The sequence below is a fragment of the Pseudomonas sp. T8 genome (genome assembly GCF_024610635.1).
GTDB lineage: Bacteria > Pseudomonadota > Gammaproteobacteria > Pseudomonadales > Pseudomonadaceae > Aquipseudomonas > Aquipseudomonas chlororaphis_I.
Window position 1 is genome coordinate 6,150,423 of sequence record NZ_CP102374.1, and the last position, 24,988, is coordinate 6,175,410.

The 24,988-nt window shown below is 62.4% G+C and carries 23 protein-coding genes and 4 tRNA genes; 11 read left to right on the forward strand and 16 right to left on the reverse strand.

Going from position 1 to position 24,988, the window contains the following annotated elements:
* Positions 1–17 precede the first annotated feature (17 nt).
* The 3 genes from sugE to rdgC all read right to left on the reverse strand — a co-directional run bounded on the left by sugE (position 18) and on the right by rdgC (position 2,460).
* Positions 18–335, reverse strand: coding sequence for a quaternary ammonium compound efflux SMR transporter SugE (gene sugE, locus NRG23_RS28075; protein WP_110175712.1), 318 nt, complete (start codon positions 333–335; stop codon positions 18–20).
* Between the two features lie 117 nt (positions 336–452).
* Positions 453–1,418 carry a bile acid:sodium symporter family protein gene (locus NRG23_RS28080; RefSeq protein WP_009050238.1) on the reverse strand — a complete coding sequence of 322 codons (966 nt, stop codon included), beginning with the start codon at positions 1,416–1,418 and terminating at the stop codon, positions 453–455.
* A gap of 121 nt (positions 1,419–1,539) precedes the next feature.
* A complete protein-coding gene (gene rdgC, locus NRG23_RS28085; protein ID WP_009045083.1) occupies positions 1,540–2,460 on the reverse strand; it encodes a recombination-associated protein RdgC in 921 nt (306 codons plus the stop codon).
* Between the two features lie 160 nt (positions 2,461–2,620).
* On the opposite strand from rdgC, the gene NRG23_RS28090 reads away from it, so the two are divergent.
* The 4 genes from NRG23_RS28090 (at position 2,621) to NRG23_RS28105 (ending at position 3,150) form a co-directional block, all read left to right on the forward strand.
* A tRNA-Val gene (locus NRG23_RS28090) sits at positions 2,621–2,696 on the forward strand.
* 19 nt (positions 2,697–2,715) lie between these two features.
* Positions 2,716–2,792, forward strand: a tRNA-Asp gene (locus NRG23_RS28095).
* 186 nt (positions 2,793–2,978) lie between these two features.
* Positions 2,979–3,054: transfer RNA gene (locus tag NRG23_RS28100), tRNA-Val, on the forward strand.
* A 19-nt stretch (positions 3,055–3,073) separates the two neighbouring features.
* A tRNA-Asp gene (locus NRG23_RS28105) sits at positions 3,074–3,150 on the forward strand.
* Between the two features lie 130 nt (positions 3,151–3,280).
* On the opposite strand, the gene NRG23_RS28110 is transcribed toward NRG23_RS28105, so the two are convergent.
* Entirely contained in the window at positions 3,281–4,417 is a 1,137-nt protein-coding gene (locus tag NRG23_RS28110) for a catalase family protein (RefSeq protein WP_257373083.1), read from the reverse strand.
* A 28-nt stretch (positions 4,418–4,445) separates the two neighbouring features.
* Positions 4,446–6,254, reverse strand: a complete 1,809-nt coding sequence (locus NRG23_RS28115) for a cytochrome c (RefSeq protein WP_257373084.1) — start codon at positions 6,252–6,254, stop codon at positions 4,446–4,448.
* Positions 6,255–6,512: 258 nt separating this feature from the next.
* Between NRG23_RS28115 and NRG23_RS28120 the strand changes: the two genes are divergently transcribed.
* The 5 genes from NRG23_RS28120 (at position 6,513) to NRG23_RS28140 (ending at position 9,220) form a co-directional block, all read left to right on the forward strand.
* Positions 6,513–7,226 (forward strand): FKBP-type peptidyl-prolyl cis-trans isomerase, encoded by a 714-nt coding sequence (locus tag NRG23_RS28120; RefSeq protein WP_007927823.1) that lies wholly within the window; start codon positions 6,513–6,515, stop codon positions 7,224–7,226.
* A gap of 289 nt (positions 7,227–7,515) precedes the next feature.
* Positions 7,516–7,971, forward strand: coding sequence for a YkvA family protein (locus tag NRG23_RS28125; protein WP_257373085.1), 456 nt, complete (start codon positions 7,516–7,518; stop codon positions 7,969–7,971).
* Positions 7,972–8,078: 107 nt separating this feature from the next.
* Positions 8,079–8,420 carry a helix-turn-helix domain-containing protein gene (locus NRG23_RS28130; RefSeq protein ID WP_028683112.1) on the forward strand — a complete coding sequence of 114 codons (342 nt, stop codon included), beginning with the start codon at positions 8,079–8,081 and terminating at the stop codon, positions 8,418–8,420.
* On the forward strand, positions 8,417–8,788 hold the full coding sequence (locus tag NRG23_RS28135) for a hypothetical protein (RefSeq protein ID WP_003179080.1): 372 nt from the start codon (positions 8,417–8,419) through the stop codon (positions 8,786–8,788). The genes NRG23_RS28130 and NRG23_RS28135 overlap by 4 nt, the downstream gene beginning before the upstream one ends.
* Positions 8,789–9,220 (forward strand): hypothetical protein, encoded by a 432-nt coding sequence (locus tag NRG23_RS28140; RefSeq protein WP_038634234.1) that lies wholly within the window; start codon positions 8,789–8,791, stop codon positions 9,218–9,220.
* Here the strand turns inward: NRG23_RS28140 and NRG23_RS28145 are convergent.
* Complete coding sequence (locus NRG23_RS28145; RefSeq protein ID WP_009050234.1) at positions 9,156–10,982, reverse strand: bifunctional diguanylate cyclase/phosphodiesterase; 1,827 nt, start codon at positions 10,980–10,982, stop codon at positions 9,156–9,158. The genes NRG23_RS28140 and NRG23_RS28145 overlap by 65 nt on opposite strands.
* Before the next feature lie 133 nt (positions 10,983–11,115).
* On the reverse strand, positions 11,116–13,200 hold the full coding sequence (locus tag NRG23_RS28150; RefSeq protein WP_164485204.1) for a carboxy terminal-processing peptidase: 2,085 nt from the start codon (positions 13,198–13,200) through the stop codon (positions 11,116–11,118).
* Between the two features lie 138 nt (positions 13,201–13,338).
* Here NRG23_RS28150 and NRG23_RS28155 point away from each other — a divergent pair, with 138 nt between their 5' ends.
* Positions 13,339–14,301, forward strand: a complete 963-nt coding sequence (locus NRG23_RS28155; protein WP_009050232.1) for a zinc-binding dehydrogenase — start codon at positions 13,339–13,341, stop codon at positions 14,299–14,301.
* Between the two features lie 111 nt (positions 14,302–14,412).
* On the opposite strand, the gene NRG23_RS28160 is transcribed toward NRG23_RS28155, so the two are convergent.
* The 6 genes from NRG23_RS28160 to NRG23_RS28185 form a co-directional block, all read right to left on the reverse strand.
* The gene (locus NRG23_RS28160; RefSeq protein WP_023966499.1) at positions 14,413–15,066 is read right to left on the reverse strand and encodes an HAD family phosphatase; all 654 of its coding nucleotides are present in this window, start codon (positions 15,064–15,066) and stop codon (positions 14,413–14,415) included.
* 120 nt (positions 15,067–15,186) lie between these two features.
* Positions 15,187–16,176 (reverse strand): ABC transporter ATP-binding protein, encoded by a 990-nt coding sequence (locus tag NRG23_RS28165; protein WP_016704401.1) that lies wholly within the window; start codon positions 16,174–16,176, stop codon positions 15,187–15,189.
* Positions 16,173–16,973 (reverse strand): ABC transporter permease, encoded by an 801-nt coding sequence (locus tag NRG23_RS28170; protein WP_009050230.1) that lies wholly within the window; start codon positions 16,971–16,973, stop codon positions 16,173–16,175. Before NRG23_RS28170 ends, NRG23_RS28165 begins: the two co-directional genes overlap by 4 nt.
* Positions 16,960–17,805 (reverse strand): ABC transporter permease subunit, encoded by an 846-nt coding sequence (locus NRG23_RS28175; protein WP_038576956.1) that lies wholly within the window; start codon positions 17,803–17,805, stop codon positions 16,960–16,962. The genes NRG23_RS28170 and NRG23_RS28175 overlap by 14 nt, the downstream gene beginning before the upstream one ends.
* A complete protein-coding gene (locus NRG23_RS28180) occupies positions 17,802–18,608 on the reverse strand; it encodes an alkaline phosphatase family protein (protein WP_038576958.1) in 807 nt (268 codons plus the stop codon). Before NRG23_RS28180 ends, NRG23_RS28175 begins: the two co-directional genes overlap by 4 nt.
* Positions 18,609–18,734: 126 nt before the next feature.
* Complete coding sequence (locus NRG23_RS28185) at positions 18,735–19,802, reverse strand: ABC transporter substrate-binding protein (RefSeq protein WP_202338662.1); 1,068 nt, start codon at positions 19,800–19,802, stop codon at positions 18,735–18,737.
* 352 nt (positions 19,803–20,154) lie between these two features.
* Between NRG23_RS28185 and phnR the strand changes: the two genes are divergently transcribed.
* Complete coding sequence (phnR, locus tag NRG23_RS28190) at positions 20,155–20,868, forward strand: phosphonate utilization transcriptional regulator PhnR (RefSeq protein ID WP_009050226.1); 714 nt, start codon at positions 20,155–20,157, stop codon at positions 20,866–20,868.
* Between the two features lie 58 nt (positions 20,869–20,926).
* Here the strand turns inward: phnR and NRG23_RS28195 are convergent, their stop codons facing one another.
* From NRG23_RS28195 to NRG23_RS28205, 3 genes are all read right to left on the reverse strand, one after another.
* Positions 20,927–22,273 (reverse strand): amidohydrolase, encoded by a 1,347-nt coding sequence (locus NRG23_RS28195; RefSeq protein ID WP_257373086.1) that lies wholly within the window; start codon positions 22,271–22,273, stop codon positions 20,927–20,929.
* A gap of 107 nt (positions 22,274–22,380) precedes the next feature.
* On the reverse strand, positions 22,381–24,537 hold the full coding sequence (locus NRG23_RS28200) for a mechanosensitive ion channel family protein (RefSeq protein ID WP_081360139.1): 2,157 nt from the start codon (positions 24,535–24,537) through the stop codon (positions 22,381–22,383).
* A gap of 79 nt (positions 24,538–24,616) precedes the next feature.
* The gene (locus tag NRG23_RS28205) at positions 24,617–24,793 is read right to left on the reverse strand and encodes a hypothetical protein (RefSeq protein WP_007927853.1); all 177 of its coding nucleotides are present in this window, start codon (positions 24,791–24,793) and stop codon (positions 24,617–24,619) included.
* Positions 24,794–24,988: the final 195 nt, after the last annotated feature.

Here is a 24,988-nt window from a genome sequence, read left to right on the forward strand (position 1 = left end):
TGGGGCGCTTGCTGGTATCAGGCCGTGCTGACCTTCAAGCCGATCAGCCCGGTAATGATCAGCGCCACGCTGGCCAGGCGGAACAGCGCCATGGACTCACCGAACAGAATGATCCCGGCGATCACCGTGCCGACTGCGCCGACCCCGGTCCAGATGGCATAGGCAGTGCCCAGCGGCAGCTCCTTCATGGCCAGCCCCAGCAGGCCGAGGCTGACCGCCATGGCGACGATGGTCAGGGCAGTGGGGAGAGGGCGACTGAAACCGTCGGTGTACTTGAGGCCGACGGCCCAGCCCACTTCGAACAGGCCGGCGAAAAACAGAATGATCCAAGACATGATGACCTCCATCGATTGACGGGGTCGTCCCCAGATTAATGACTCGATCGAGCCGCGGGGTCGTCCCCGCGTTGCGCAGTATAGTGCCCATCATTAATCCGGGGATCAAGTTTCTCCTCAGTCGCTCGCCTGCTGGGCGGCCAGTGTGCGGTCGTCCTTTTCGCTCATGCGGCGGAACCAGGTGGAAAGCAGCGCCCCGGAAATGTTGTGCCAGACGCTGAACAGGGCGCTCGGCACCGCCGCCAGCGGCGAAAAATGCGCGCTGGCCAGGGCGGCGCCAAGGCCGGAGTTCTGCATGCCGACTTCCAGGGCCAGGGATTTGCGTTGCGCCAGCGGCAGCTTGAACAGGCGACCGGTGAAGTAGCCCAGCAGGTAACCGAAGCTGTTATGCAGCATCACCACGGCCATGATCAGCAGGCCGGACTCGGCGATTTTCGCCTGGCTGGCGGCCACCACCGCGGTAACGATGATCACGATGCTGACCACCGACACCAGCGGCAAGACCTCCACCGCATGCCGCACCCGGTCGCCGAGCACGCGCTGGGCAATCACCCCGAGCACGATCGGCAGCAGCACCACCTGCAGGATCGACCAGAACAGCTCCATGAACGAAACCGGCAGCCAGGCCGAGGCCAGCAGCCAGATCAGGGCCGGCGTCAGCAGCGGCGCCAGCAGGGTGGTGACAGCGGCGATCGCCACTGACAGCGCCAGGTCGCCGCGGGCCAGCCAGGTCATGACGTTGGACGAAGTACCGCTCGGGCAGCAGCCGACCAGGATCACGCCGACGGCGATCTCCGGCGGCAGGTGGAAGACCTGGCACAGCAACCAGGCCATGCCCGGCATGATCACGAAATGCGCGACCACGCCCAGGGCCACGCGCCATGGATGGCGGGCGACTTCGGCGAAGTCTTCGAGCTTCAGGGTCAGGCCCATGCCGAACATCACCAGGCCCAGCAGCGGCACGATGGCGCCCTTGAGGCCGATGAACCAGCCCGGTTGCAAGAACGCCACCACCGCGAAAATCAGTACCCAGTAGGCAAAGGTATTGCCGACAAAACGACTTAATGCTGCCAGTGCACGCATGGCCTGTTCCTTCTTATATGAAAACGCCACCGAAAGCGGTGGCGTCTGTGGTGCTCCTGCAGGAGTCAGCGGCGGATCGGGCAATGCCGGTCGCCAGCCCGCTGGCTGCTGAAAGGGGTTGTCAGATGCCTTGTGGAATCTCTTCGCCACCCAGGGCTTCGAACAGCGCCGGGAGGAAATCGCCGAAGGTCAGCATCATCAGGGTGAAGCTGGCGTCCAGTTGGCCGAGGGCTTCGTCGCCGCCGTCCTGTTCCGCCTGGTCCTGCAGCAGGTCTTCGAACTTCAGGCGCTTGACCGTCATCTTGTCGTCGAGCATGAAGGACAACTTGTCCTGCCAGGCCAGGGACAATTGGGTGACCACCTTGCCAGTGCTCAGGTGCAGCTGGATTTCTTCGCTGGTCAGGTCCTGGCGCTTGCAACGGACGATACCGCCGTCTTCGTGGGTGTCACGCAGTTCGCACTCGTCGAGGACGAAGAAGTCGTCGGCGGCTTGTTGGGTTTTCACCCAGTCGGTCATGATCGCGGTCGGCGCGGTCTTCACGGTCAGCGGACGCACCGGCAGGGTGCCGAGTACTTCGCGCAGGGTGGAGAGCAGGTCTTCGGCGCGTTTCGGGCTGGCCGAGTTGACCAGGATCAGGCCCTGTTTCGGCGCGATGGCGGCGAAAGTCGAGGAGCGACGGATAAAGGCACGCGGCAGGAAAGCCTGGATGATTTCATCCTTGATCTGGTCGCGTTCCTTTTTATAGACCTTGCGCATTTGCTCGGCTTCGATCTCTTCGACCTTTTCCTTGACCGCGTCGCGCACCACGCTGCCAGGCAGAATACGTTCTTCCTTGCGTGCGGCGACCAGCAGGAAGTCCTGGCTGACGTGTACCAGCGGTGCATCTTCGCCTTTGCCGAACGGCGCGACGAAACCGTAAGTGGTCAACTCCTGGCTTGCACATGGACGCGCCAGTTTGGTGGCCAGTGCGGTTTCCAGCGCCTCAGCATCAAAGGGCAGATCTTGGGTCAGGCGATAGATAAGCAGGTTCTTGAACCACATGGGGTGAATCTCTCCTTTATACAAAGGGGGGCATTATTCTCCGCGCAGCTCCATAGGCCAACCCTCCGCTAAGCCTTTGGAAGGCCTGAAAAAATTATTTTAAAAAGTGCTTGCCAGAGTAGGGGACGCTCCGTAGAATGCGCGCCACACCGAACGTGAAGGGTGATTAGCTCAGCCGGGAGAGCATCTGCCTTACAAGCAGAGGGTCGGCGGTTCGATCCCGTCATCACCCACCATTCGCTTTCAGTGTTACGCGCAGCGGTAGTTCAGTCGGTTAGAATACCGGCCTGTCACGCCGGGGGTCGCGGGTTCGAGTCCCGTCCGCTGCGCCATATTCGATGATCTGGAACACTGAACGCCAGGTCATCACAGAAAGCCCGCTAACGCGGGCTTTTTTGTGCCTGTGTTTCATGCGCGGCGCCCGATACATCGAAATTCAGCTTTTTTTGATAATTTTGTTATTTAAATCAGCACGTTATGAATTTCTGTGTAATAATGCGCCCCGCAACGAAGGTAAAGGGTGATTAGCTCAGCTGGGAGAGCATCTGCCTTACAAGCAGAGGGTCGGCGGTTCGATCCCGTCATCACCCACCACTTGCTTTCAACGCTACGCGCAGCGGTAGTTCAGTCGGTTAGAATACCGGCCTGTCACGCCGGGGGTCGCGGGTTCGAGTCCCGTCCGCTGCGCCATATTCGATGAGTTGGAACACTGAACGCCAGCTCATTACAGAAAGCCCGCTAACGCGGGCTTTTTGCTGTCTGGGGTATGCAAATACTCCCCAAAAAAAGCGGCCTGCGGGCCGCTTTTTTCGTTTGTGGCTCACTGCTCGGCGTTGCGGCTGTGTCGGTAGTCGCTGACCGCTTCGTACACCGCCTTGCGCAGGCGGTTGATGCCGCCGATAGGGCGGTGCGCCTCCAGGCCGAACCAGGGGTTGAAGGACAGGTTGTCGCATTGCAGGTTCTGCTGCGGGGTATCGAAGTCCTGGGCGGGAATCCTGATCCGCGCCACGGTTTCGAAGGGCGCATCGCTTTCTCGCCATTCGATGCTGGTGTTTTCGATGGGCATGTAGTGGCTCGGGTCCTGGCGTTGCACCTGCAATACGAAGCAGGCCGGCACCCGGTCGGTCGACAGCTGCTGGTTCAGGGCGTTGCGCAGAAAGTTGGGCAGGGCCTGGTTCTGTGGGGGCAGGTTGTACGCCGGGCAGCTGTCCGGATCCGGTGCGACGCGGAACTTGGCGTTGGCGCCGCCGAACTTGTAGGGCGAAACCGAAAAATAGCGGGTTTGCGTCGGGCTGGCCGGGGGCGGCGACAGGGTGGCCAAGGCGATGAACAGATGACGAACCTGCCAGGTGCGTGGGTCCCAGCCGGGGAAAAAGGCTCCGACCTTTTTTCCGTCCGCCTGCGCGGCGACATTCTGCCGATACTCGGCGACATCGCTGACGAAGAAGTTCGGATGGTTGAACATCACGAAATCCTGCTCGCCACGGCCCTGTTGCTCCTTCAATAGCTGGGTGCCGGGCACATTCAACAATTTGATCGCCATCCCGCGCGCATCACGAACGCTGTCGAACTGTGGATAAGCATTGCCGTTGGACAGCCGTACCATGGCTTGCCAGGTCTTGCCGGGTTCGGCGAACACGCCCTGGCGCAACGGCGGCGTCAGTTGCTCGAGCACCTGGACCTCGGCCTTTACGCAGCCGTGGGCCTTGGCGTGGGCGTCGCGCAGGTAACGGGTGTTATCCCGGTGCTGATCGACGATGCGCACGGCGGTCTGGATGATGTCCTGGGTCATGGCGGCTTCGCCGGGCGGGACCTGTTCTTCGGTCGAGACCGGCCCCTGGTAGCGCCAGATCGACCAGGCGCTACTCAGCGCCCAGCCGAGCAACGCGATCAGCCCCAGCAGCACAAGTGTCTTGAGCAGCAGCGCACCGATGCGCAGCCATAAGGTGATCAGCATGAAAGCATCCTTTCGATGAGGGCCAGGGTCATGGCAGCTGCGCCTCCAGCGGCCCGCCCAGCACTTTCAGGTATTCCAGCAGCGCCCAGCGTTCCTCGGGTTGCAGCAGGCGGCCGATCACCCCGTCGCCACGCTTGCCCGAGCGGAACTCATGTCCACCGTTGTGGTTGCCACTGATCCGCGTATCGAACAGGAAGCCGTTCTTGAACGGTTCGGTACGGTAGCCCAGGTGCTTTGGATCGTATTCGAAGGTGCCCTTATAGAAGGTGCTGGCGCGTTCGGCCTGAGGCGAGAGCAACTGGTACAGGCTGGGCACCGAACCGTTGTGCAGGAAGGGCGGGGTGGCCCATACCCCAGCCAGCGGCCGGGCCTTGTAGGCACGCAGTTCGCGGACACCGATCGGCAGGCCGTAGCCGTCGAGTCGCGGGCGTTCGGCCGGGGTCACCTGGGCGTCCCGATAGGCGCGTTCCTCGACGAAGGCCGTGACATAGGCCAGGCCCTTGGCCACGGACAGCTGACGCATGTCCAGCGGTTCGCCGGGCGTTGGGTGCAGCTCGACATTCGACTGGGCCAGCTCGGCGGCATCCCATTGCAGCGCGCTCAGGTCATAGCGCTGGTCGGCAATATTGTTGGCGGTATTGGGGTCGGTACCGATCACCGCAACCGGCAACATCTTCAGCTGCTGCACCGGGCGCCCGTTGACCTCGGTGACCGGCGGGACATGGCAACCCGCGCAGTTTTCCGCGAACAGTGCTCGCCCCTTGGCCGCCAGCGGCTTGTCGATGCTGCCGAACAGGCCTTCCGGCCAGGTCGGCGGTTTCAGCCGTTGCAGGGTTTCTTCGATGCGATTGAGGTCGCGCACCCGAACGCTCGACGGGTAGCGGGCATCGCCCTTGAGCGGCTGGCCCTGGGCATCGAAGAAATTCAGGGTGGCGCCGACGCCCAGCGCCTCGCCGATATTGCGGGCCATGGGTTGCTGGGCAGAGCCGTTCCACTGCACCCAGTCGAAGCTCCAGATGTCCCACAGCTGGGGGTAATCCACCGGCGCGTTGGCCACCCGATAGTTGTCCGGGGAGATGGCGTCGCCGAAGCTGGCGTTGGCGATCCGGCCAAAGGCATCGGTACGCCCGGGGCCTTCTTCGGTGGGGTAGAGGCCACGATGCGTGTCGTTCCAGGCGACGCGCAGGAAGGTGTCCAGCGATGCCTTGAAGTCCTTGCGCAGCTGTTCATGCTCGGCGTCGTAATTCTGGCCCAGCACGTTGCGGGCGAACCGCTCGAATTTCCACGGGTTGTAATAGGTCGACGCCAGGCTGGCGACCAGCGCCTGGCCGAAGCTGCCGCCACGCAGGGTGGGCACGCTGGAGGGCAGCACATGCTGCGCCGAACCGCCGTCGACCCGCAGGGCTTGCTGGTTGTAGCGCAGCTCGCCGGTGTGGCAGGCGGCGCAGGTGATGTCCAGGTACTGCTGCGGGCTGCCAGGGTTCTGATGGCGGGTGAAGCCGACCGGCATGTTCGCCGGGTTATCGGCGCTGGCCTGTTGTGCCGGATCCACCAGAAAGCCGAAGCGGGCCAGGTACTGCGGCGCGGCGAAGCGTTGCGTGGAGAAGGGCAGTTCCAGGGCGGCGAACCACTCATAGCGCAGGCTCTTCACCTGAGTGCCCTGGGGCGTGAAGTAGTAGGTCTGGCGATCGGTGGCGCTCCATTGATCCTGATAGTGCACCTGCAGGGCGGGCACATAGTCGGGCAATTTCGGATTGGCCACGTAATACAGGACCACGGCCAGGGCGACGCCGATCAGGGCGAGGATCAGCAGCAAAACACGGGATAAGAGGCGCAAGATAAACATCCTTGTCGAGTTGTGGCTCTCTTATGCCTCAGGGCAAACTGCCGGGCAAGTGGCCATTACGTCCGGTGTCATGACTTTGTGTTCGAGGCGTTCTTTCCCGCACTCGTAGTATTGGCTGGCGAAATGCTTTTAAACACGTGAACTTATCGGACTAATCCGGCTCTCATGCCGGTAGCCATTGGTCGTGGCCGCCTGATAAGCTCGCGGCTTTACTCGAATGCCCTTTAGGCGCATGAACAAGGAAATAGCATGAAACAGCATCGGTTAGCGGCGGCGGTAGCCCTGGTTAGCCTGGTACTCGCGGGTTGTGACTCGCAGACCAGCGTGGAGCTGAAAACCCCGGCGCAGAAAGCTTCCTATGGTATCGGCCTGAACATGGGTAAAAGCCTTGCCCAGGAAGGTATGGATGACCTGGATTCCAAAGCGGTAGCCCAGGGCATCGAAGATGCCATCGGCAAGAAAGAACAGAAGCTGAAAGACGACGAACTGGTCGAAGCCTTCGCCGCGCTGCAAAAGCGTGCTGAAGAGCGCATGGCCAAGATCAGCGAAGAGTCGGCAGCAGCCGGCAAGAAATTCCTCGAAGAAAACGGCAAGAAGGCTGGCGTGACCACTACCGCCTCGGGCCTGCAGTACGAAGTGCTGAAGAAGGCCGATGGCGCCCAGCCTAAGCCGACCGACGTGGTGACCGTTCACTACACCGGCACCCTGACCAACGGCACTGTGTTCGACAGCTCGGTCGAGCGCGGCAGCCCGATCGATCTGCCGGTCAGCGGCGTGATTCCGGGCTGGGTCGAAGGCCTGCAACTGATGCACGTCGGCGAGAAGTACAAACTGTACATCCCGAGCGATCTGGCCTACGGCGCACAGAGCCCGAGCCCGGCCATTCCGGCCAACTCGGTGCTGGTGTTCGAGCTGGAACTGCTGGGTATCAAGGATCCAGCGAAACAAGACGACGCCAAGTAATCTTCGTCTGGTTCAATGACAACGCCCCGTCCTTACGGGGCGTTGTCGTATCTGGTCGTTGGTCCGGGAAAAAATGCGAACCCACGGCATAAGGCATAGTCTTAACAAGACGCGCTGCGGCTAGCCGCATGAAGCTGCCAAGTCAATGAAATTATGGGTTTTTTTATGTGAGTAAAAAACGCCCGATCTGAGTCGAGCCCTTGTAAAACGGGGCTTTCAGCTGTGAAAAGCGGCTCTGTTCACAAGGTTATCCACAATTTGTGTGGATAACATTTCAGTGGGAGTGACGATGAAAGCACCCTGGAATTTCGCCCGCTTCCTGCCCCTGGCCGGCCGCTTGCTCAGCCGTGGCCGGCTGCCGACCCTGTTGTTCGCCGTGGCCAGCAAAGGCGCCTTGCAAGGCGGCCGTCTCGGCAAGCTCAAGGACGATCTGCGCCTGCTGCAGGCCCTGTGCCTGGCTTACTGGCGTGGCGAGTACCGCGCCATCAGCCCCAAGGCGCTGCTGTCGGTGGTCGCGGGCCTGATGTACTTCCTCAGTCCGCTGGATGCCATCCCGGACTTCCTGCCCATATTCGGCATGCTCGATGATATCGCTGTGCTGGCCTGGATCATGAAAACCCTGGACGGCGAACTCAGCGCCTTCCGCGCCTGGCGCAATCGCCAGCAACCGGAGAAGCTGGCGGTGGTCGAGCGTTTGCCCGACACCCCGGAACAACTGCAATTGGAAGGTCCGAAGAAAAACTGAGGTGAATTCGGATCCATACAACGATGCCCCCGCGACCTTAGTGACTGTTAGGATTACACTTCATAAGGAAAAGTCCGACTCGTTATGTGTCGTCCTACGGGGTAGTAATGGATATTCAGATAATTGCACGCGATGGCGAGCCCGAGTATGCGGTGCTGCCATGGGCTCAGTATCAGGCTTTGCTAAAGGCCGCAGGTATCACCGATCAATCTCCGCGAGAGGCCAGGGGACCTGTCGCGACCGCAGCCGACCAGCCGCTTCCGGGTCTGGATCAACTCCGCAGTTTGCGTGAAACCAAGGGCATCGCCATCGAGGCGCTTGCCCGTACGGTAGGTATCAGTCCGTCATATCTGGCCATGATTGAAAGCGGTGAGCGTCAACCGGACGCCGCTATACGCCGTAGCCTGGCCTGGGAATTGACGGTTCCGGGTTGGAGGGATGAATCGTGAGCGTAAGGATCAGTCGTCAACATTGGGATGGCCTGTTGGGGGAACTCGACCAGGCCCGTCGGCAACGCCATCTTTTGACCTATCGCGCTCTGCTTGAGCGCTTGCAGCTACCCAGCCCCGCCATGCAGACCCTGACAGCGGCCCTCGAGCATCTGGCCGCGCTGGATGCGCGTGCGGAGCAGCCGTTGCGCAGTTCGCTGGTGATCAGCCAGGGGGCGAGCCGTTTGCCGCGCACCGGTTTTTTCGAGTGTGTGGAGCGCCTCGGGCGTTTTTCCGGGCCTTCCGACGGGGTGGCGGCCGCCTCATGGCATGCCTCGGAAGTGGTGCGTGTATTCGAGTACGAATACCCTGAGTCGGCGGAGGCCTGAGTGTACTGGCGCCTCAAGGCGCGGGCCGGCTACTGGCTGGCCCGCCGGTTGTTTCATTGGCCCTGGTTTGTGCGTCAACCCCGGGGCTGGCACTGGCTGGAGGGGCAACTGGCGCGCATGGCGAACCTGGGGGACGTCGGCGCGCAGAGCTTTTATGGCCATATCCTGACCTTTCGTGGCCAGGGCCTGGGGGCCCGTGAAGAAGGCATACGCCTGTTGCGTCTTGCCGGCTTGGCCGGGGACGCCAAGGCGGCCTATCAGATGGGCGTCATCAGCCTGGCCGGTTCACCCAGCAAGGCGGCGGATGCGGCAGAAGCGGCCCGTTGGTGGACCCTGGCGGCGAAGGCCGGGCACCCCTTGGCCGAGGTCAAGCTGGCGCAGCTGAATCCGTCGAGTACGCCGGATCCGCTAGCCGGTCCGCGCCAGCCGTAAAGCCGCCGGCCACCTGGCGGCTGTCGATCACATGAATGCTGTAGCCCGGCACGTTCTTGGCGTGGTGCTTGGCTTGCGAGGCCAGTTCGGCCAGCTGGCTGGCATCGAGTTGTCCACAGGCCTGTGGATACAGATGCACCACGCCAATGGACAGTGACAGCAAGGCGAACTCCTGGCGAATGCCCTGGCGGTTCGGGGCGATGAAGCAGCCGGCTTCCAGGTGTTCGCTGCGATAGAAGCGCCGGCACTGGCTGTGGAAATCGTCCAGCAGCTGGTTCAGGCGCTTTTGCCAGTCCTCGGGGCCCAATACCAGGAGAAAGTCGTCGCCGCCGATATGGCCGACGAAATCACGGCTGGGGTCCACCCGGTCATTCAGGCACTGCGCCAGACACAGCAGCACTTCATCGCCACGGCCGTAGCCATAGATATCGTTGAAGGGCTTGAAGCTGTCGATATCCACGTAACAGATCAGTGATTCCCGCCCTTGTTGCAGCAGGTGGGTCAGGCACTGCTGGATCGGCACGTTGCCAGGCAGCAGGGTCAACGGGTTGGCATAACGCGCCTGCTGGATCTTCAGTTCGGTTATCAGCTTGAGCACATCGATCACCCGTCCCAGGCCCAGGTAGCCGCCGTTGAGGGTGATGATGAAATCCTCCTCGATCCGTTGCCGCGCGCGGCTGGTGATCAGGCGGCTGACCTGTTGCAGCGACTGGCTGAGCTCCACCGCGAGGAAGTCGTCGTTCATCAGGCGGCTGATGGGCTTGCGGGCAAACAGGTCGGTGGCGAAGGGCTTGAGCAGGGCGTCGGACAACGAATGGCGGTGCACGATGCCGCAGGGCTGGCCCTGTTCATCGAGCACCGCCAGCGAATTGAGGTTGGCCTGGCGGCGGAAGGCTTCCAGCACCGTGGCCGTCGGTATGTCGCGTGCTACCGCTGGTTGTTCGTTGAGCAGGGCACTGAGGTCGCTGCCTTCGTCGTTGAGCGTCGCGGGAGTGCTTTCGCGCTTGGGCAGCAGGTTGCGGCCATCGCGGGGCGGGTGCTCCTGGGGGCGGCAGAGCAGGTAACCCTGCAGCAGGTCCACGCCCATTTCCGTGAGCACCGCCAGCTCTTCCGCCACTTCGATGCCCTCGGCGATCACCTGGGCACGGGAGGCCTTGGCAATTTGCAGGATCGAACCGACGAACTCGCGCTTGAGGGCATCCTGGTGAATGCCGTCGATAAAGTGCCGGTCGATCTTCACGTAGTCCGGGCGCAGCTCGGACCACAGGCGCAGGCTCGAATAACCGGCGCCGAGGTCGTCCAGCGCGATCGAGAACCCCATGTCCCGATAGTGATGCAGCGCATCGTGCAGCAGCTGGAAGTCATCGATCGGCGTCTGTTCGGTGAGTTCGATCACCACCTGGCTCGGCGGGATACCGAAGTCCTGCAGCAATTGCAGGGTGCGCCCTGGCTGGTGGGCGGCTTCCAGCAGCGATTCCGGAGAGACGTTGAGAAACAGCTTGCCGGGCAACCGCTGCTCGCTGAAGCCCTTGCAGGCGCTCTGGCGGCAGGCGATTTCCAACTCGCTGAGGCGTCCGACCTGGCGGGCCACGGCAAACAGGGCGACAGGGGAGTGCAGCGGGCTGTTGGACGGGCCGCGGGTCAAGGCTTCGTAGCCGAGAATGCGCCGCTCGGAGAGACAGATGATCGGCTGGAACAGACTGTGCAAACCGCTTTGAGCCAGGATTGAGCTCAAGGCACTCAGCTGTTCGGTCGTGGTCATGGCGATCTCTGTCGATAAAAAAAGGACCGGGCGTGCCCTTGATTCAAGAGCAGCGCCCGGTCCTTTATTTCACGACAGAATGATGACTGTTTGATGACGCTCCGAGGAGCGTCAGCATTAAATTGCCATCATCTCAGTGCTTGGCTACCGCGGTGTTGAGCTTCAGGTAGTCGAGGAGGATTCGCCCGGTTTCGCTCAGGTAAGCATCGTCTTCCGGCTTGGTCTTGTCCGGATCGGCGGCCGCGATGGCGTCTTCGTCTTCTTTCTTCAACTCTTTGAGCGGCTCTTCACCCTTGGCCTTGCGGCGGATGTTTTCCAGCGTCAGCTGCTTGGCCTCGATGTCGGCATGCTGCGCCCGACGCTCGGCTTCGTTGAGGCTGACGGTTTTTTCCGCCATCAGCTTCTTGGCCAGGGCCAGCTTGTCGCGGATGAAGACGAATTCGGCGTCCTTGGCCGAGCGTACGTCATGCTCGGATTTCAGCTGCGCGAGGAATGGCTTGAACGGATCCACCGCCGGCTTGATGGCCGGGCGAATGGTGTCCCACGGCATGGCTTCGGGCAGGGCGCTTTCGCCGATTTCCTTGGTGTCGATGATCGACGGGTAATCGATGTCCGGCAGCACGCCCTGATGCTGGGTGCTCTGCCCGGAAACCCGGTAGAACTTGGCCAGGGTCAGTTTCAGCTCGCCATGGTTGAGTGGCTGGATGGTCTGCACGGTACCTTTGCCGAAGGTCTGGCCACCGATGATCAGCGCGCGGTGATAGTCCTGCATCGCACCGGCGAAAATCTCCGAGGCCGAGGCCGAGAGACGGTTGACCAGCAGCGCCATCGGCCCTTTGTAGAAGGCGCCAGGGTTTTCGTCTTCGAGCACGTCGACCCGGCCGTCGGCGTTACGCACCAGCACGGTAGGACCCTTGTCGATGAACAGGCTGGTCAGCTCGGTGGCTTCCTGCAGGGAGCCGCCGCCGTTGTTGCGCAGGTCGATGACCACGCCGTCGACCTTGTCTTTCTGCAGCTCGGTCAGCAGCTTCTTCACGTCACGGGTGGTGCTCTTGTAGTCCGGATCGCCGGCACGGAAGGCCTTGAAGTCCAGGTAGAAGGCCGGGATCTCGATCACCCCGAGCTTGTAGTCCTTGCCATCCTGCTTGAGGTTGAGGATCGACTTCTTCGCCGCCTGCTCCTCCAGCTTCACCGCTTCGCGGGTGATGGAGACGATCTTGCTGGTCTGGTCGTTCGGCGCGTTGCTCGCCGGGATGATTTCCAGGCGCACCACCGAGCCTTTCGGACCGCGGATCAGCTTGACCACTTCGTCCAGGCGCCAGCCGACCACGTCGACCATTTCCTTGTCGCCCTGGGCCACGCCGATGATCTTGTCCGCCGGTGCCACCTGCTTGGTCTTGTCCGCCGGGCCGGCCGGCACCAGGCGCACGACCTTGACCTGGTCGTTGTCGCTCTGCAGCACGGCGCCAATGCCTTCCAGCGACAGGCTCATGTTGATGTCGAAGTTCTCCGCGTTATCCGGCGACAGATAGTTGGTGTGCGGGTCGTAGGACATGGCGAAGGTGTTGATGTACGCCTGGAAGATATCTTCGGCGCGGGTCTGGTCCAGGCGGGCGAGCTGATTCTTGTAGCGCTTGGTCAGCGTTTCCTGAATCTGCTTGGGTTCCTTGCCAGCGATCTTCATGCGCAGGACTTCGTCCTTGACGCGTTTGCGCCACAGGTCGTCGAGTTCCGCGGTGGTCTTGAGCCAAGGCGCGTCCTTGCGATCGATCAGCAAGGATTCCTTGGTGGTGAAGTCGAATTTGTCGACGCCTTTGCCCAGCTCGGCCAGGGCAAAGTCCAGGCGCGCCTTGACGCGGTCCAGGTAGCGCTTGTAGATGATGAAGCCGGCGTTCAGGTCACCGCTTTTCAGGAAGTCGTCGAACTGGGTTTTCCACTTGTCGAATTCCGCGATGTCGCTGGCCATGAAGTAGCTGCGCGACGGGTCCAGCAGCTTCAGGTAGCTGTCATAGATGATCGCCGAGCGCGCGTCGTCCAGCGGTGGCTTGCTGTAGTGATGACGCTTGAGCAGCTCGACGACATTGAGGCTGGCAATTACCTCGTCGCGATCCGGCTGAAGTTTGTCCCAGCTATTGGCTGCGAACGTATTGGTCGACATCGGCAGCAGACCGAGACCAATGAAAAGAGCGAGGGCGGTGCTGGGGAACAAATGCTTCATGCTGATTCGACGCGGGGGCAATTGATAACGCATATTAGGCCGTCTTTGAAGTCGCCGGTTCCACAAGGGCCGGTCGCATAATGCAAAAAGCCCGGTGCTACAGCTCCGGGCTCAGTCCAGACTCACTATGGAGGCACTGTGAAAGCATTGCAAGGCGTTGAAGGTCATGTGGAGTGGGTTGAAGAGCCAAGTCCGACGTGCGACGTAGGACAAGTGCGAATCCGCGTGGCGGCCGCAGGGTTGAACCGGGCCGACCTGTTGCAACGGGCCGGACTCTATCCGCCGCCGCCAGGCGCCAGCAAGGTGCTGGGGCTGGAGTGCTCGGGCGTGATCAGCGAGGTTGGCCCGGGTTCGGCGTGGCAGGTCGGTGATCGGGTCTGCGCGCTGCTGGCCGGGGGCGGCATGGCCGAGGAGGTGGTGGTCGACGCCCGTCATGTTCTGCCAGTGCCGGAAGGGCTGTCCCTGGCGGAAGCGGCGGCGCTGCCGGAGGTGTACAGCACCGCCTGGCTGAACCTGTTCCAGCTGGCGGCCCTCAAGCCGGGGGAAAAGGTGTTGTTGCACGCTGGCGCCAGCGGCGTCGGTTCGGCCGCGATCCAGTTGTGCAAGGCGTTTGGCAACCCATGCTGGGTCAGCGTCGGTTCCGCCGACCGCCTGGCCTACTGTGAGGCGTTGGGCGCCCAGGGCGGCGTGGTGCGCACCGATGGCCTGGAAGGGCTGCGGGATTTCGGGCCGTTCGATGTGATCCTGGATCCGGTCGGCGCCAACTATGCGGCGCACAACGTCAAGCTGCTGGCCCTGGACGGGCGTTGGGTGCTGATCGGGCTGATGGGCGGGCGCGAGGCCCAACTGGACCTGGCGCAGATCCTCGGCAAGCGCATCCAGTTGCTGGGTTCGACCCTGCGCAGCCGCAACGAGCAGTTCAAGGCCGACCTGTTCAGCGACCTCAGCCAGCATGTCTGGCCGCTGTTCGCCGAAGGGCGCCTGAGCCCGCAGTTGGCCATGACCTTCCCGATCAAGGACGCCGAAGCGGCCTTTGCCGAGCTGGCGACCAACCAGGTGTCGGGCAAGCTGGTGCTGCTGATCGACGAAACGTTGGTCTGATCCTGTAGCCGCTGCCGCAGGCTGCGATAAGCCCGAAGGGCTTCAGCGATCTTCAGATCTTGCGCCCACGTTGTGGGCGATCGCAGCCTGCAGCAGCGGCTACAGTGGCGCTTATTTCCAGTGATGAATCGGCCAGCCGGCCTTTTCCGCGTGTTCGCGCAGCACCGGGTCCGGGTTGACCACGTGCGGGTAATCGACCTTCAGCAGCAACGGCAGGTCGTTGCGCGAATCGGAATAGAAGCTCGCGCCTTCGAGGTTTTCTTCTTCGGCATCCAGCCATTCCAGCAGGCGGGTGACCTTGCCTTCGCGGTAGGTCAGGGTGCCCAGGGTATTGCCGCTGTAGACCCCGTGCAGCACCTCCAGCTCGATCCCCAGGACTTCATCGATGCCCAGGCGTTCGGCAATGGGCTGGACCAGATGAGTGCCCGAGGCCGAGATCACCAGGATCCGGTCGCCGGCCTTGCGGTGTGCGGCGATGGCCTTGCAGGCGTCGCTGAAAATGATCGGCTCGATCACGTCCTCGACCCAGGGGCCGACCAGGTGCCCGACCTCTTCCGGGGTGCGGCCGGCCATCGGCTCCAGGCTGAAGGCCATGAACTCCTCCATAGCCAGCTTGCCGTGGCTGTAGGCGTCCATCAGTTCGTTGTTGCGGCGCATGAAAGACTCGCTGTCGACCCAGCCCAGGCGCCCCATCTGTTCGCTCCAGAGGGTGGCGCAGTCGCCGTGGATCAGGGTTTCGTCCAGATCAAAAATTGCCAGGGCCATTAGTGCAGTTCTCTCCGAGAACAGCTTCAAGCGATAAGCTTCAAGCTGCAAGAATTGGTTTTAGGTGCTTAGCAGTCTATCTATAACTTGAAGCTCGCTGCTTGAAGCTTATCGCTGCCGTCAAGCTACCTCACAGAGGGCCGCGGGATCGATGGAAAGGGCCAGGCGTTGACCGTCGGGGTGCAGATCGTCCGGCGAGCGGTTCAGCACATCCACCACCAGCTCCACGCCACGGGCCTCGACCCGGTAGCGGATCACGTTGCCCAGCAGGCTGTGGCTGCGGATCTGCGCGTCGGGTTCGCCGTCCTTGCGCAGTTCGATGGCTTCGGGGCGAATTGCGATACGCCCGTTGATCGGCCGCTGCAGCAGCTTGCTGGCGCTTTCGGCGTCCAGCAGGTTGTAGTTGCCGATGAAGCCCGCGGCGAACACATCCACCGGTGCGGTGTAGAGCGTTTCGGCATCGCCGCTCTGGACGATCTTGCCCTGGTTCATCAGGAAGATGCGGTCGGACATGGTCAGGGCCTCTTCCTGGTCATGGGTGACGAAAATCGTGGTCAGTCCCAGTTCGCGCTGGATCTGCCGGATCTGCTCGCGCAGGTGCTTGCGGATCCGTGCGTCCAGCGCCGACAGCGGCTCGTCCAGCAGCAACAGGCGCGGACGGGTCACCAGCGAGCGGGCCAGCGCCACGCGCTGGCACTGGCCTCCGGACAGTTGATGGGGATAACGGCTGGCGAAGTCGTGCAGCTCCACCAGGCGCAGGACTTCGAGCACGCGCTTGTGGCTCTCGTCGGCGTTGACCTTCTGCATGCGCAGGCCGAAGGCCACGTTCTGTTCCACGGTCATGTTGGGGAACAGCGCATAGCTCTGGAACACCATGCCGATCCCGCGTTTCTGTGGGCTCAGGGGCACGATGTCGTGGCCGTCGAGGAGGATCTTGCCGGCGTCCACCGGAGTCAGGCCGGCGATGCAGCGCAACAGGGTGGACTTGCCGCAGCCGGAGGGGCCGAGCAGGGTGACGAATTCGCCCTTGTGGATTTCGCAGTTGATGTCGCTGAACACCGGGGTGCCACTGTAATTTTTCTGCAGGTGTTGGACGCTGACGAAGCTCATTGGCTTTTGTCCTTGTTCAAGATGTTGGCGGCCCAGGTCAGAACCAGCACAAAGAAGAAGTAGGAAATCACCAGCGCGCTGGTGAAGTGGCCGCTGCTGTTGCGCATGTTGTTCAGGTAGACCTGCAGGGTTTCGTAGCGGGTACCCACCAGGATGTTGGCGAACACGAATTCGCCGAACAGGAACGAGAACGACAGCAATAGGGCCACCATCAGGCCCTTGCGCAGGTTCGGCAGCACCACCAGGAAGGCCGCCTGCCAGGTGCTGGCGCCCAGCAGCTGGGCGGCGTCCATCAGGTCGCGCAGGTTGATCGCCTGCAGGTTGTTGGTGATCGCCCGGTACATGAAGGGCAGGGCCACGGTGAAGTAGCAACCGACGAGGATCCACGGTGTGCCGACCATGGCGAACGGCCCTGAACCGTAGAGTTGCAGCAGGCCCACCGAGGACACCACCGGCGGCACCGCGAACGGCAGCAGGATCAGGATGTTCATCAGCGCATCGAGCCGTGGGAAGTGGTAGTGCACCACGAACAGCAGCGGCAGGATCAGCACCACCGACAGGATCAGCGCACCGACGCAGACCAGCAGCGACTGGCCGAAGGCGTGCAGGAAGCGCGGGTCGCTCCACAGCTGGATATACCATTTGAAGGTAAAGCCGCTGGGCAGGATGGTCGCCGACCAGCTGCTGGCGATGGAGTAGACCAGGGTCCCGGCCAGCGGCAGCAGGAGGATGGCGAACAGCAGGTACACCACGAGCCGGTGATAGAGGGCGGCGGAGCCGGGTTCAGCGCGAGACATGGTAGCTCCTCTTCAACAGCAGCTGATGGACGATGGTCACCAGGGTCATCAGCGCCACCAGGACCACGGCCAGGGCGCTGGCCATGTTCGGGTCCAGGGAGATGTCGCCGGAAACCATGGCGGCGATGCGGATCGGCAGCACGTTGAAGTTGCCGGTGGTCAGCGCATAGACCGTGGCATAGGCGCCCAGGGCGTTGGCCAGCAGGATGACGAAGGTCCCCAGCAGCGCCGGGGTCAGCACCGGCAGGCCGATGTGGCGCCAGAACTGCCAGCCACTGGCGCCGAGCAAGGCCGCGGACTCGCGCCAGTCTTCGCGCAGGGCGTCGAAGGCCGGGTAGAGCAGCAGCACGCCGAGGGGGATCTGGAAGTAGGTGTAGAGAATGATCAGGCCGGTCTTGGAGTACAGGTTGAAGTCCTGAATGATCCCCGCCTGCTTGAGCATGATGGTGATGCTGCCGTTGAAACCCAGCAGGATGATGAAGGCGAACGCCAGGGGCACGCCGGCGAAGTTGCTGGTCATGTTGGCGAAGGCGTTGACGAAGTTGCGCAGCTTCGAGTCGACCCGGCGCAACGAGTAGCTGCCGAGGATCGCGATGACGATGCCGAACACGCTCGACCAGAAGCTGATTTCCAGGCTGTATTGGATGGCCTGCAGATAGAACTTCGAGCTGAAGATCTTGTTGAAGTTGGCCAGGCCCCAGCCCAGCTCTTCCGACTGCAGGCTGTTGACCAGCACCCAGAGCAGCGGGGCGATCTGGAACACGATGAAGAACAGGGCAAAGGGCAAGAGGCACAGGATCGCCAGCCATTTGCCGCGGGTGAATGCATTCACTTCAGCAACTCCCGGCATACAGGTTTGTCATGGGGCGCGCCGAGCAATTCGCAGATGGTGCCGCACAGCTCGGTCTGATCCGGGGTGGCGACAGGGCTGAGGCTGAACGCATCGCCGAGGACGAACAGCGGCACTTCCCGCTCCTCGGGCAACAGGCCGTTGTGGGAGCGGTCGTTGTTCATGCCGTGGTCGGCCGTCACCAGCACCTGGTAGCCGGCGTCGAGCCAGCCTTGCAGGTAGTCGGCGAGGATGATGTCGGCCGAGCGTGCACTGTTGCGGTATTGCGGGCTGTCGAGGCCATGCTTGTGCCCGGCGTCGTCGATGTTCATCGGGTGCACCAGCAGAAAGTTCGGCGCATGGCGCAGCCGCAGGTGCTCGGCATCGGCGAACAGGTGGGAGTCGGGGTAATGGTCGTTCCAGTAGAAATGCCCGTGCTGGATCGGCAGCTTCTTGTTGTCGGTATGCCGGTCCCGGGCCGGGTTGAACGGTGAGCGGTTGTACAGCTCGCTGACCCAGTGATAGGCCGCGGCGGCGGTGCTGAGCCCGGCGGCGCTGGCATAGTGGAAAATGCTGCGCTGGTTGGACAGGCGCGAGACGTTGTTGTGCACGATGCCGCTGTCCAGCGGTGGCACCCCGGTCAGGATGCATTCGTAGAGCGGTCGGGACAGGGCCGGCAGTTCACATTCCAGCTTGTACAGCGCGGCGCGTCCTGCGCCGACGTAGGCCTGAAGGTGTCCCATGGCATGGCGGGCGACCTCGTGGTTGAGGCCGTCGAGCACGACAAGGATGACGTTGTGTGGCATGGGGGAGGACTCCGCAAGACAACCAGGTGCCTGTAGGAGCGAGCTTGCTCGCGATGGCATCTCTGCGGTTCCAGGGCAGACCGCAGTGCCTGGATCGCGAGCAAGCTCGCTCCTACAGATGCAGCATTACTGCATGTTGATGATCACTTCTTCCTGCCATTTCTGTGGCAGGGCCTTGGAGGTCTTCTCCCAGGCATCGGCGTCCTTGATCGGCGTGACTTTCTTGTACTGCTCGTTGGGCAGCAGGTTGGCCTGGACCTCGGCTGGCAGGGTCAGGTGCTCGGCGCGGATCGGGCGCGCATTGCCGCGTGCCAGGTTGATCTGCCCGGCATCGCTGAAGATGTATTCACGGGTCAGCTTGGCCGCGTTCGGGTGCTTGGCGTATTTGTTGATGATAGTGGTGTAGCCGGAGATCACCGAGCCGTCCGACGGGATCAGCACGATGTAGTCGTCCTTGTTGACCATCTTGTTGCGGTAGCTCAGGCCGTTGAAGTCCCAGACCACGCCGACTTCCACTTCACCCTTTTCCATGGTGGCGATGGTCGGGTTGGCCAGCGACAGGCGCCCTTGCTTGGCGATCTCGGCGAACATCAGCAGCGCCGGCTGGAGGTTCTTTTCATCGCCGCCCTTGGCGATGGCCGCAGCCAGCACGCCGTTGGCGGCCTGGGCGGCGGTGCTCACATCGCCGATGGAGACCTTGTATTTGCCTTTCTCCAGGTCGGCCCAGCTTTTCGGCGCTTCGGAACCGTGCAGCAGCTTCTTGTTGATGATGAAGGCAATGGTGCCGGTATAGGCCAGCGCCCAGTTGCCGTCCTTGTCCTTGGCCCAGTCCGGGACCTGGTCCCAGGTGCTTGGCTTGTAAGGCTGGACCACGCCCTGCTTGACCGCGATCGGGCCGAAGGCCGCGCCGACGTCGCCGATGTCGGCGCTGGCGTTGTCTTTCTCGGCGGCGAACTTGGCGATCTCCTGGGCCGAACTCATGTCGGTGTCGATGTGCTTGAGGCCGTAGTTCTTGGCCAGGTCTTCCCAGGTCCCTTTCCAGTTGGCCCAGTCGTCGGGCATGCCGACGCTGTTGACGGCGCCTTCGGCTTTCGCCGCGGCTTCCAGGGTCTTCAAGTCGGTATCAGCGGCCATGGCGGCGGTGCACAGGGCGATGGTCGAGCCTAACAGTGATGCCAGGAAAAGCTGTTTCATCCGAAGCTCCTTTGGGCGTGTTCAACGCTGTGTTTGTCTAACGTTGTTGGTCTAGGTCAGCAATACCTGAGCCAATTTAAGCCGGCTGGATGACACTTTAATGTCGGCATCAGTCCTGCAAGGCATTCGCGGGCGGCAGGTGCGGGGCTGCGAGATAAGCGTAGACCAAGGCTAAACGGCTGATATGAAAGGACTTGGCCAGCCAATTGCAGGCGTCTGGCACAGCCATTGGGCGGCTTTGTCATCTGTCAGTCATATGCATTGCCTAGGCTCTCGGTGAAGGCTGAGTGCCTTTTTTCCAGGCACGTTTTGCCCTGAAACAGTGCTGGTCTAGTCCAGATAGGTAACGTTGATGCGCGAAGAGGCAGTCAAGGCGGTGACAGCCATTGGGCAGGTCCTGCAGGAACAGATCGATCACGGGTTGTTGGCGCCCGGTAGCAAGCTGCCGGCCGAGCGCAAGCTCAGCGAGTTGTTCGGTACGACCCGGATTACCGTGCGCGAAGCCTTGTTGCAGCTGGAGGCCCAGGGCCAGATCTATCGCGAGGAGCGACGCGGCTGGTTCGTCTCGCCACCGCGCCTGGCCTACAACCTGATGCAGCGCAGCCACTTTCACGCCATGGTCAGCGCTCAGGGGCGGGTGCCGTCGACCGAGATGATCTCGGCGCGCCTGCAACCGGCTTCAGCGGCGGTCTGTGCCTGGTTGCAGCTGCCGGCGCTGTCCAGCGTGATCCAGATCCGTCGGGTACGGCGCATCGACGAACGCCTGGTGCTGTATGTGGAGCACTACCTCAATCCGCAGTACTTCCCGGGCATCCTCGAGTTCGACCTGAACCAGTCGATCACCGAGCTATACGCGCGGCACTACGACCTGCATTACGGCCGAGTGCGTTTTGAGATCGTGCCGACTTCATTGCCGGTGGAAGCCGCGGCGGCGCTGAAGGTGTCGGCGGGCAGTCCCGGGCTGCGGATCGCCCGGGTCAATTACGACCAGCACCAGCGCCTGATCGACTGCGACCTGGAGTTCTGGCGCCACGATGCGATCCATGTCGGTGTCGATGTGGTCTGAGCCCGCTCCCGTTGCAGGAGCGGGCTTGCTCGCGATGACGTCAGGGGCGTTTCGATCCTTAGGGTTTGGCTCCGGCGAACAGATAATCGGTGGTCAATGACGCCAGGGTACGCACGCCCACCACCAGCGCCGATTCATCGACAAAGAACCCCGGGTTGTGGTTCGGCGCGGCCTTGGCCATGTCCTGGTCCCGTGGCGTCACGCCGAGGAACACGAACAGCCCCGGCGCCTCCTTGGCATAGAAGGAAAAGTCTTCCGCGCCTCCCACCAACGGGCCCTGCACCACATCGTCCTTGGCCGCCCAGCGCAGGCTCGGCAGCATTTTCTCGGTCAGGGCCGGGTCGTTGATGGTCGGGTCGTACTTCTCGATGATGCTCACCTCGGCCTTGGCGCCACCGCTTTCGGCGATCTTTTCCACGGTCTGGCGCACATCACTGTGCAGCTTCTGGCGGATGCCGTAGTCGTAGGAGCGGATGGTGCCGGTCATCTCCAGCGACTCGGGGATGATGTTGTAGCGCGTGCCGCCGTTGATGGTGCCGATGCTGACCACCGAGGGGAACGACGAGATATCGGTGCGCCGGCTGACCACGGTTTGCAACCCGACCACGGTCTGGGCGCCGACCGTGATCGGGTCGATGCCGTCCCAGGGGCGGCCGGCGTGGGTCTGCTTGCCGAGGATCCTGATACGCAGGTCGTCGGAGCTGGCCAGGGTCGGGCCCGGTCGATAGGCGATGCGCCCGGCCGGAATCCCGGCCCAGACATGCAGGCCGAACACCGCGTCCGGCTTGGGCGATTTCATGACGCCTTCCTGCACCATCATCTTCGCGCCCCAGGTGTTCTTGCCGTCGGGGACGAAATCGCTCGGGCCTTCTTCGGCGGGCTGGAAATAGAACACCACGGTGCCGGGCAGACGCTCACGCATGTCGCTGAGGATTTTCGCCGTGCTCAGCAGGATGGCGGTGTGGGCGTCGTGGCCGCAGGCGTGCATGACGTCCACTTCCTTATCCAGATAGCGCCCCTTGGCCTTGGAGGCGAATGGCAGGTCCGCGACTTCCTTGACCGGTAGCGCGTCCATGTCGGCGCGCAGGGCCACGGTCGGGCCGGGCAGGGCGCCCTTGAGCACCGCCACCACGCCGGTGCGGGCGACGCCGGTCTTGACCTCCATGCCCAGGGCGCGCAATTGCGTGGCCACCAGTTCGGCGGTGCGTTGTTCGGTGTTGCCGAGTTCCGGGTGGGCGTGGATATCGCGGCGGGTTTCCAGCAGCGCCGGCTCCAGGGCCTTGGCCTGTTCGGCGATGTGCTGGCGAGCCAGTTCCATGGCGCTGTCGTCGACGGCGTTGGCGGCCTGGCTGGACAAGGCCAGGACGCCGATCAGGCAGGCTTGGGCGATAGCGGATAACTGCATAGGGATTCTCTCCATGATTATTGTTGTGCTGCTCAGGTGGCAAAACCTGTGACCGCCCCAACCGTGGAGAGTGCGGCCGCGCCCTTGTCGATGCGCGGCCGGACGCCTTACTCCTCTTGCTGGGGCCCGCCGCCGGCGGTGATCACTTGCACGCTCATGCGTGGCGTGGCCAGGTCCATTCCGGCTTCGTCGAGGTGGCGCTTGAGGGACAGGTTGAAGGCCCGTGACACCTCCCATTGCTTGATCGGCGCGGTCTTGAAGCGGGCGCGCAGAATCGCATTGCCGGACTCGAAGCTTTCCACCCCCTGGAACTCCAGCGGCGACCAGATGTTGCGCCGTTGCAGCGGGTCGGTGCGCATCTTCTGGCCGACATCGCGCATCAGCTTGATGGCCTCGTCTATGTCCATGTTGTACGGAATGGCCACCCGGAAGATCGCGTAGCCGAACTCCCGGGAGTAGTTCTTGATGCTCTTGATTTCGCTGAACGGGATGGTGTGCACGATGCCGTCGATGTCCCGCAGGCGCACGGTGCGGATGGTCAGGCCTTCGACGGTACCCAGGTGGCCGCCGACGTCCACGTAGTCGTCGATGGCCAGGGAGTCCTCGATGATGATGAACAGGCCGGTGATCAGGTCGGCCACCAACGACTGGGCGCCAAAACCGATGGCCAGGCCGATCACACCGGCACCGGCCAGCAGCGGCGTGACGTTCATGCCCATGTTCGCCAGGGCGACGATCAGGGCAATGATGAAGATCGCCACGAACAGCACGTTGCGGATCAGCGGCATCATGGTCTGCGCCCGGGCATTGGCCAGGCCTTTGCGTGAGCGGGTCAGGGCGTGGTGCACCGCCGTGTCGCTGAGGATCCAGATCAGCCAGGCGAACAGCAGGGTGCCGCCGAGGCTGAACAGCTTGACGCTGATTTCGTGGCCGTCGCCTTCGGTGAAGCGGATCAGCGACATGCCCCAGACCCGCAGGCCGAGTTCGATGAATACCAGCCACACCATCAGGTGGGCGAGGGTGTAGAAGAAGCCTTTCAGGCGCTCGGAGTACAGGGCGTGGCGCTTGTGCCCGCGATGGGGCTTGAGCGAATGGCGGCGCACCAGGCCGTTGATCACCATGCACAGCACCAGAAGTACGGTGCAGATCAGCGACTGGCGCAGGGCAGTGCTGGTGTCGCCGGCGGAAATGAAGGTGGCGAACAGGGAGATGGCCACCAGCACCAGCGCTGGCAGGTACCAAAAGGTGCCGATGATCTCGATGGTGTCGCTCAGGGCGCGGCGGGTCAGGCGCCGGGACAGCGGCTGGTTGCGGATCAGGTGTGCGATCGGCCGGCGGAAACGCAGGATGAACACGCCGGTGGACAAGGCCGCCATGACATTGGCGAAGGTGGCCGCGGTGTGCGCCAGGTGGCTGCCCAGGCTGGCGATCAGCCGCGGGTCGCTCAAGGCCTCGCCGAAGGCGGCGAAACTGCCGATCAGCCACAACGGCCGGAACGCCTGGCGGCGCAGAATGTACAGCGCACGGTGGCGGTTCGGACCGTCCAGCACGGAAAAGGCGATCACGCAGATTGCCGAGAAACAGGTGCCGACCACCAGCGCATAAGCCAGGACCATGGCCAGGTCCTTGCCCAGGGACGACGGCAGTTTGTAGGTCATGTACACGGTCATGATCAGCGCGATCAGCCAGGGCCCCAGTTTGCGCAGGGCGAAGCGCAGCAGGTCCCAGGTCTTGGGGTGCTGCGGCAGTTCTTCGGTGAGGCCAAAACGCTCCCGCAGGCGGTGACTGAGCCAGATCAGCGCCGCCGCCAGCAGGCTCCAGACCATCAGGATCAGGGCGAAGGCGAAGATGATCGGCAGCCATTCGCTGGCCGGCAGCATCAGGGCCGCCAGTTCATCCTGGGCCTGATCGAATTCGTTCGACCAGCGGGTGATCGGGCTGTCGGCGCCGGAGAACTGTTTTTCGAAGCTGGACAGGGTGCCGCCGATCAGGCCGAGCACGCCTTCTTCGGCGGGTGTCTGGGCTTTTTTCGTGGCGTCGCGGAGCTTTTTCAGGTCGGTCAGCAACTGGCTGCGTTGCTGGTCGTTTTCCAGGGATTTGATGACCTCGTCCAGCGACTGTCCCAGGGGCTGCTCGGCTTGTGGCTGGGTTTTACCGCTGTTGAGCAGGCCCGGCAGACCCACCGCCTGGGCCGATGACAGCGGCAATAGTGTCAGGAGACAGAGAAACAGGCAGTAGGGCAGAACGGAAAGACGAGCGAACACTGGGCGGTCAACCTCAGAAAAAGCGGATCGACCGAGTGTACGAGGCAGCTAATACCAATGCGAGCCTGGACGGCGCATTTTATTCGGCGAGTTTGGCGAGGATCTTGTAGATCACGGTGCCGAGGATCAGCAGCATACCGGCCCACATGCTGAAGATGCCGGCATTCTTGTCGCGGAAGTTGTAGCCGATGGCCAGCAGGATCATCCCCGAGAGAATGGGAATGAGCATGGCGTGGAACGAAGACATCGAGATCATGGCGACAGCCTTGTCGGAGGGGATACTCACCAGTCTAGGTGGCTTTGGCGGAGTTCGGGTTGATGTGCATCAGAAATGCCTCGATGCCTGGATTTTCGCGTCTTGTAGGAGCGAAGCTTGCTCGCGATGGCGGCGACGCGGAGGTACTGGACGACCGCGTCATCGTTCATCGCGAGCAAGCTTCGCTCCCACAGA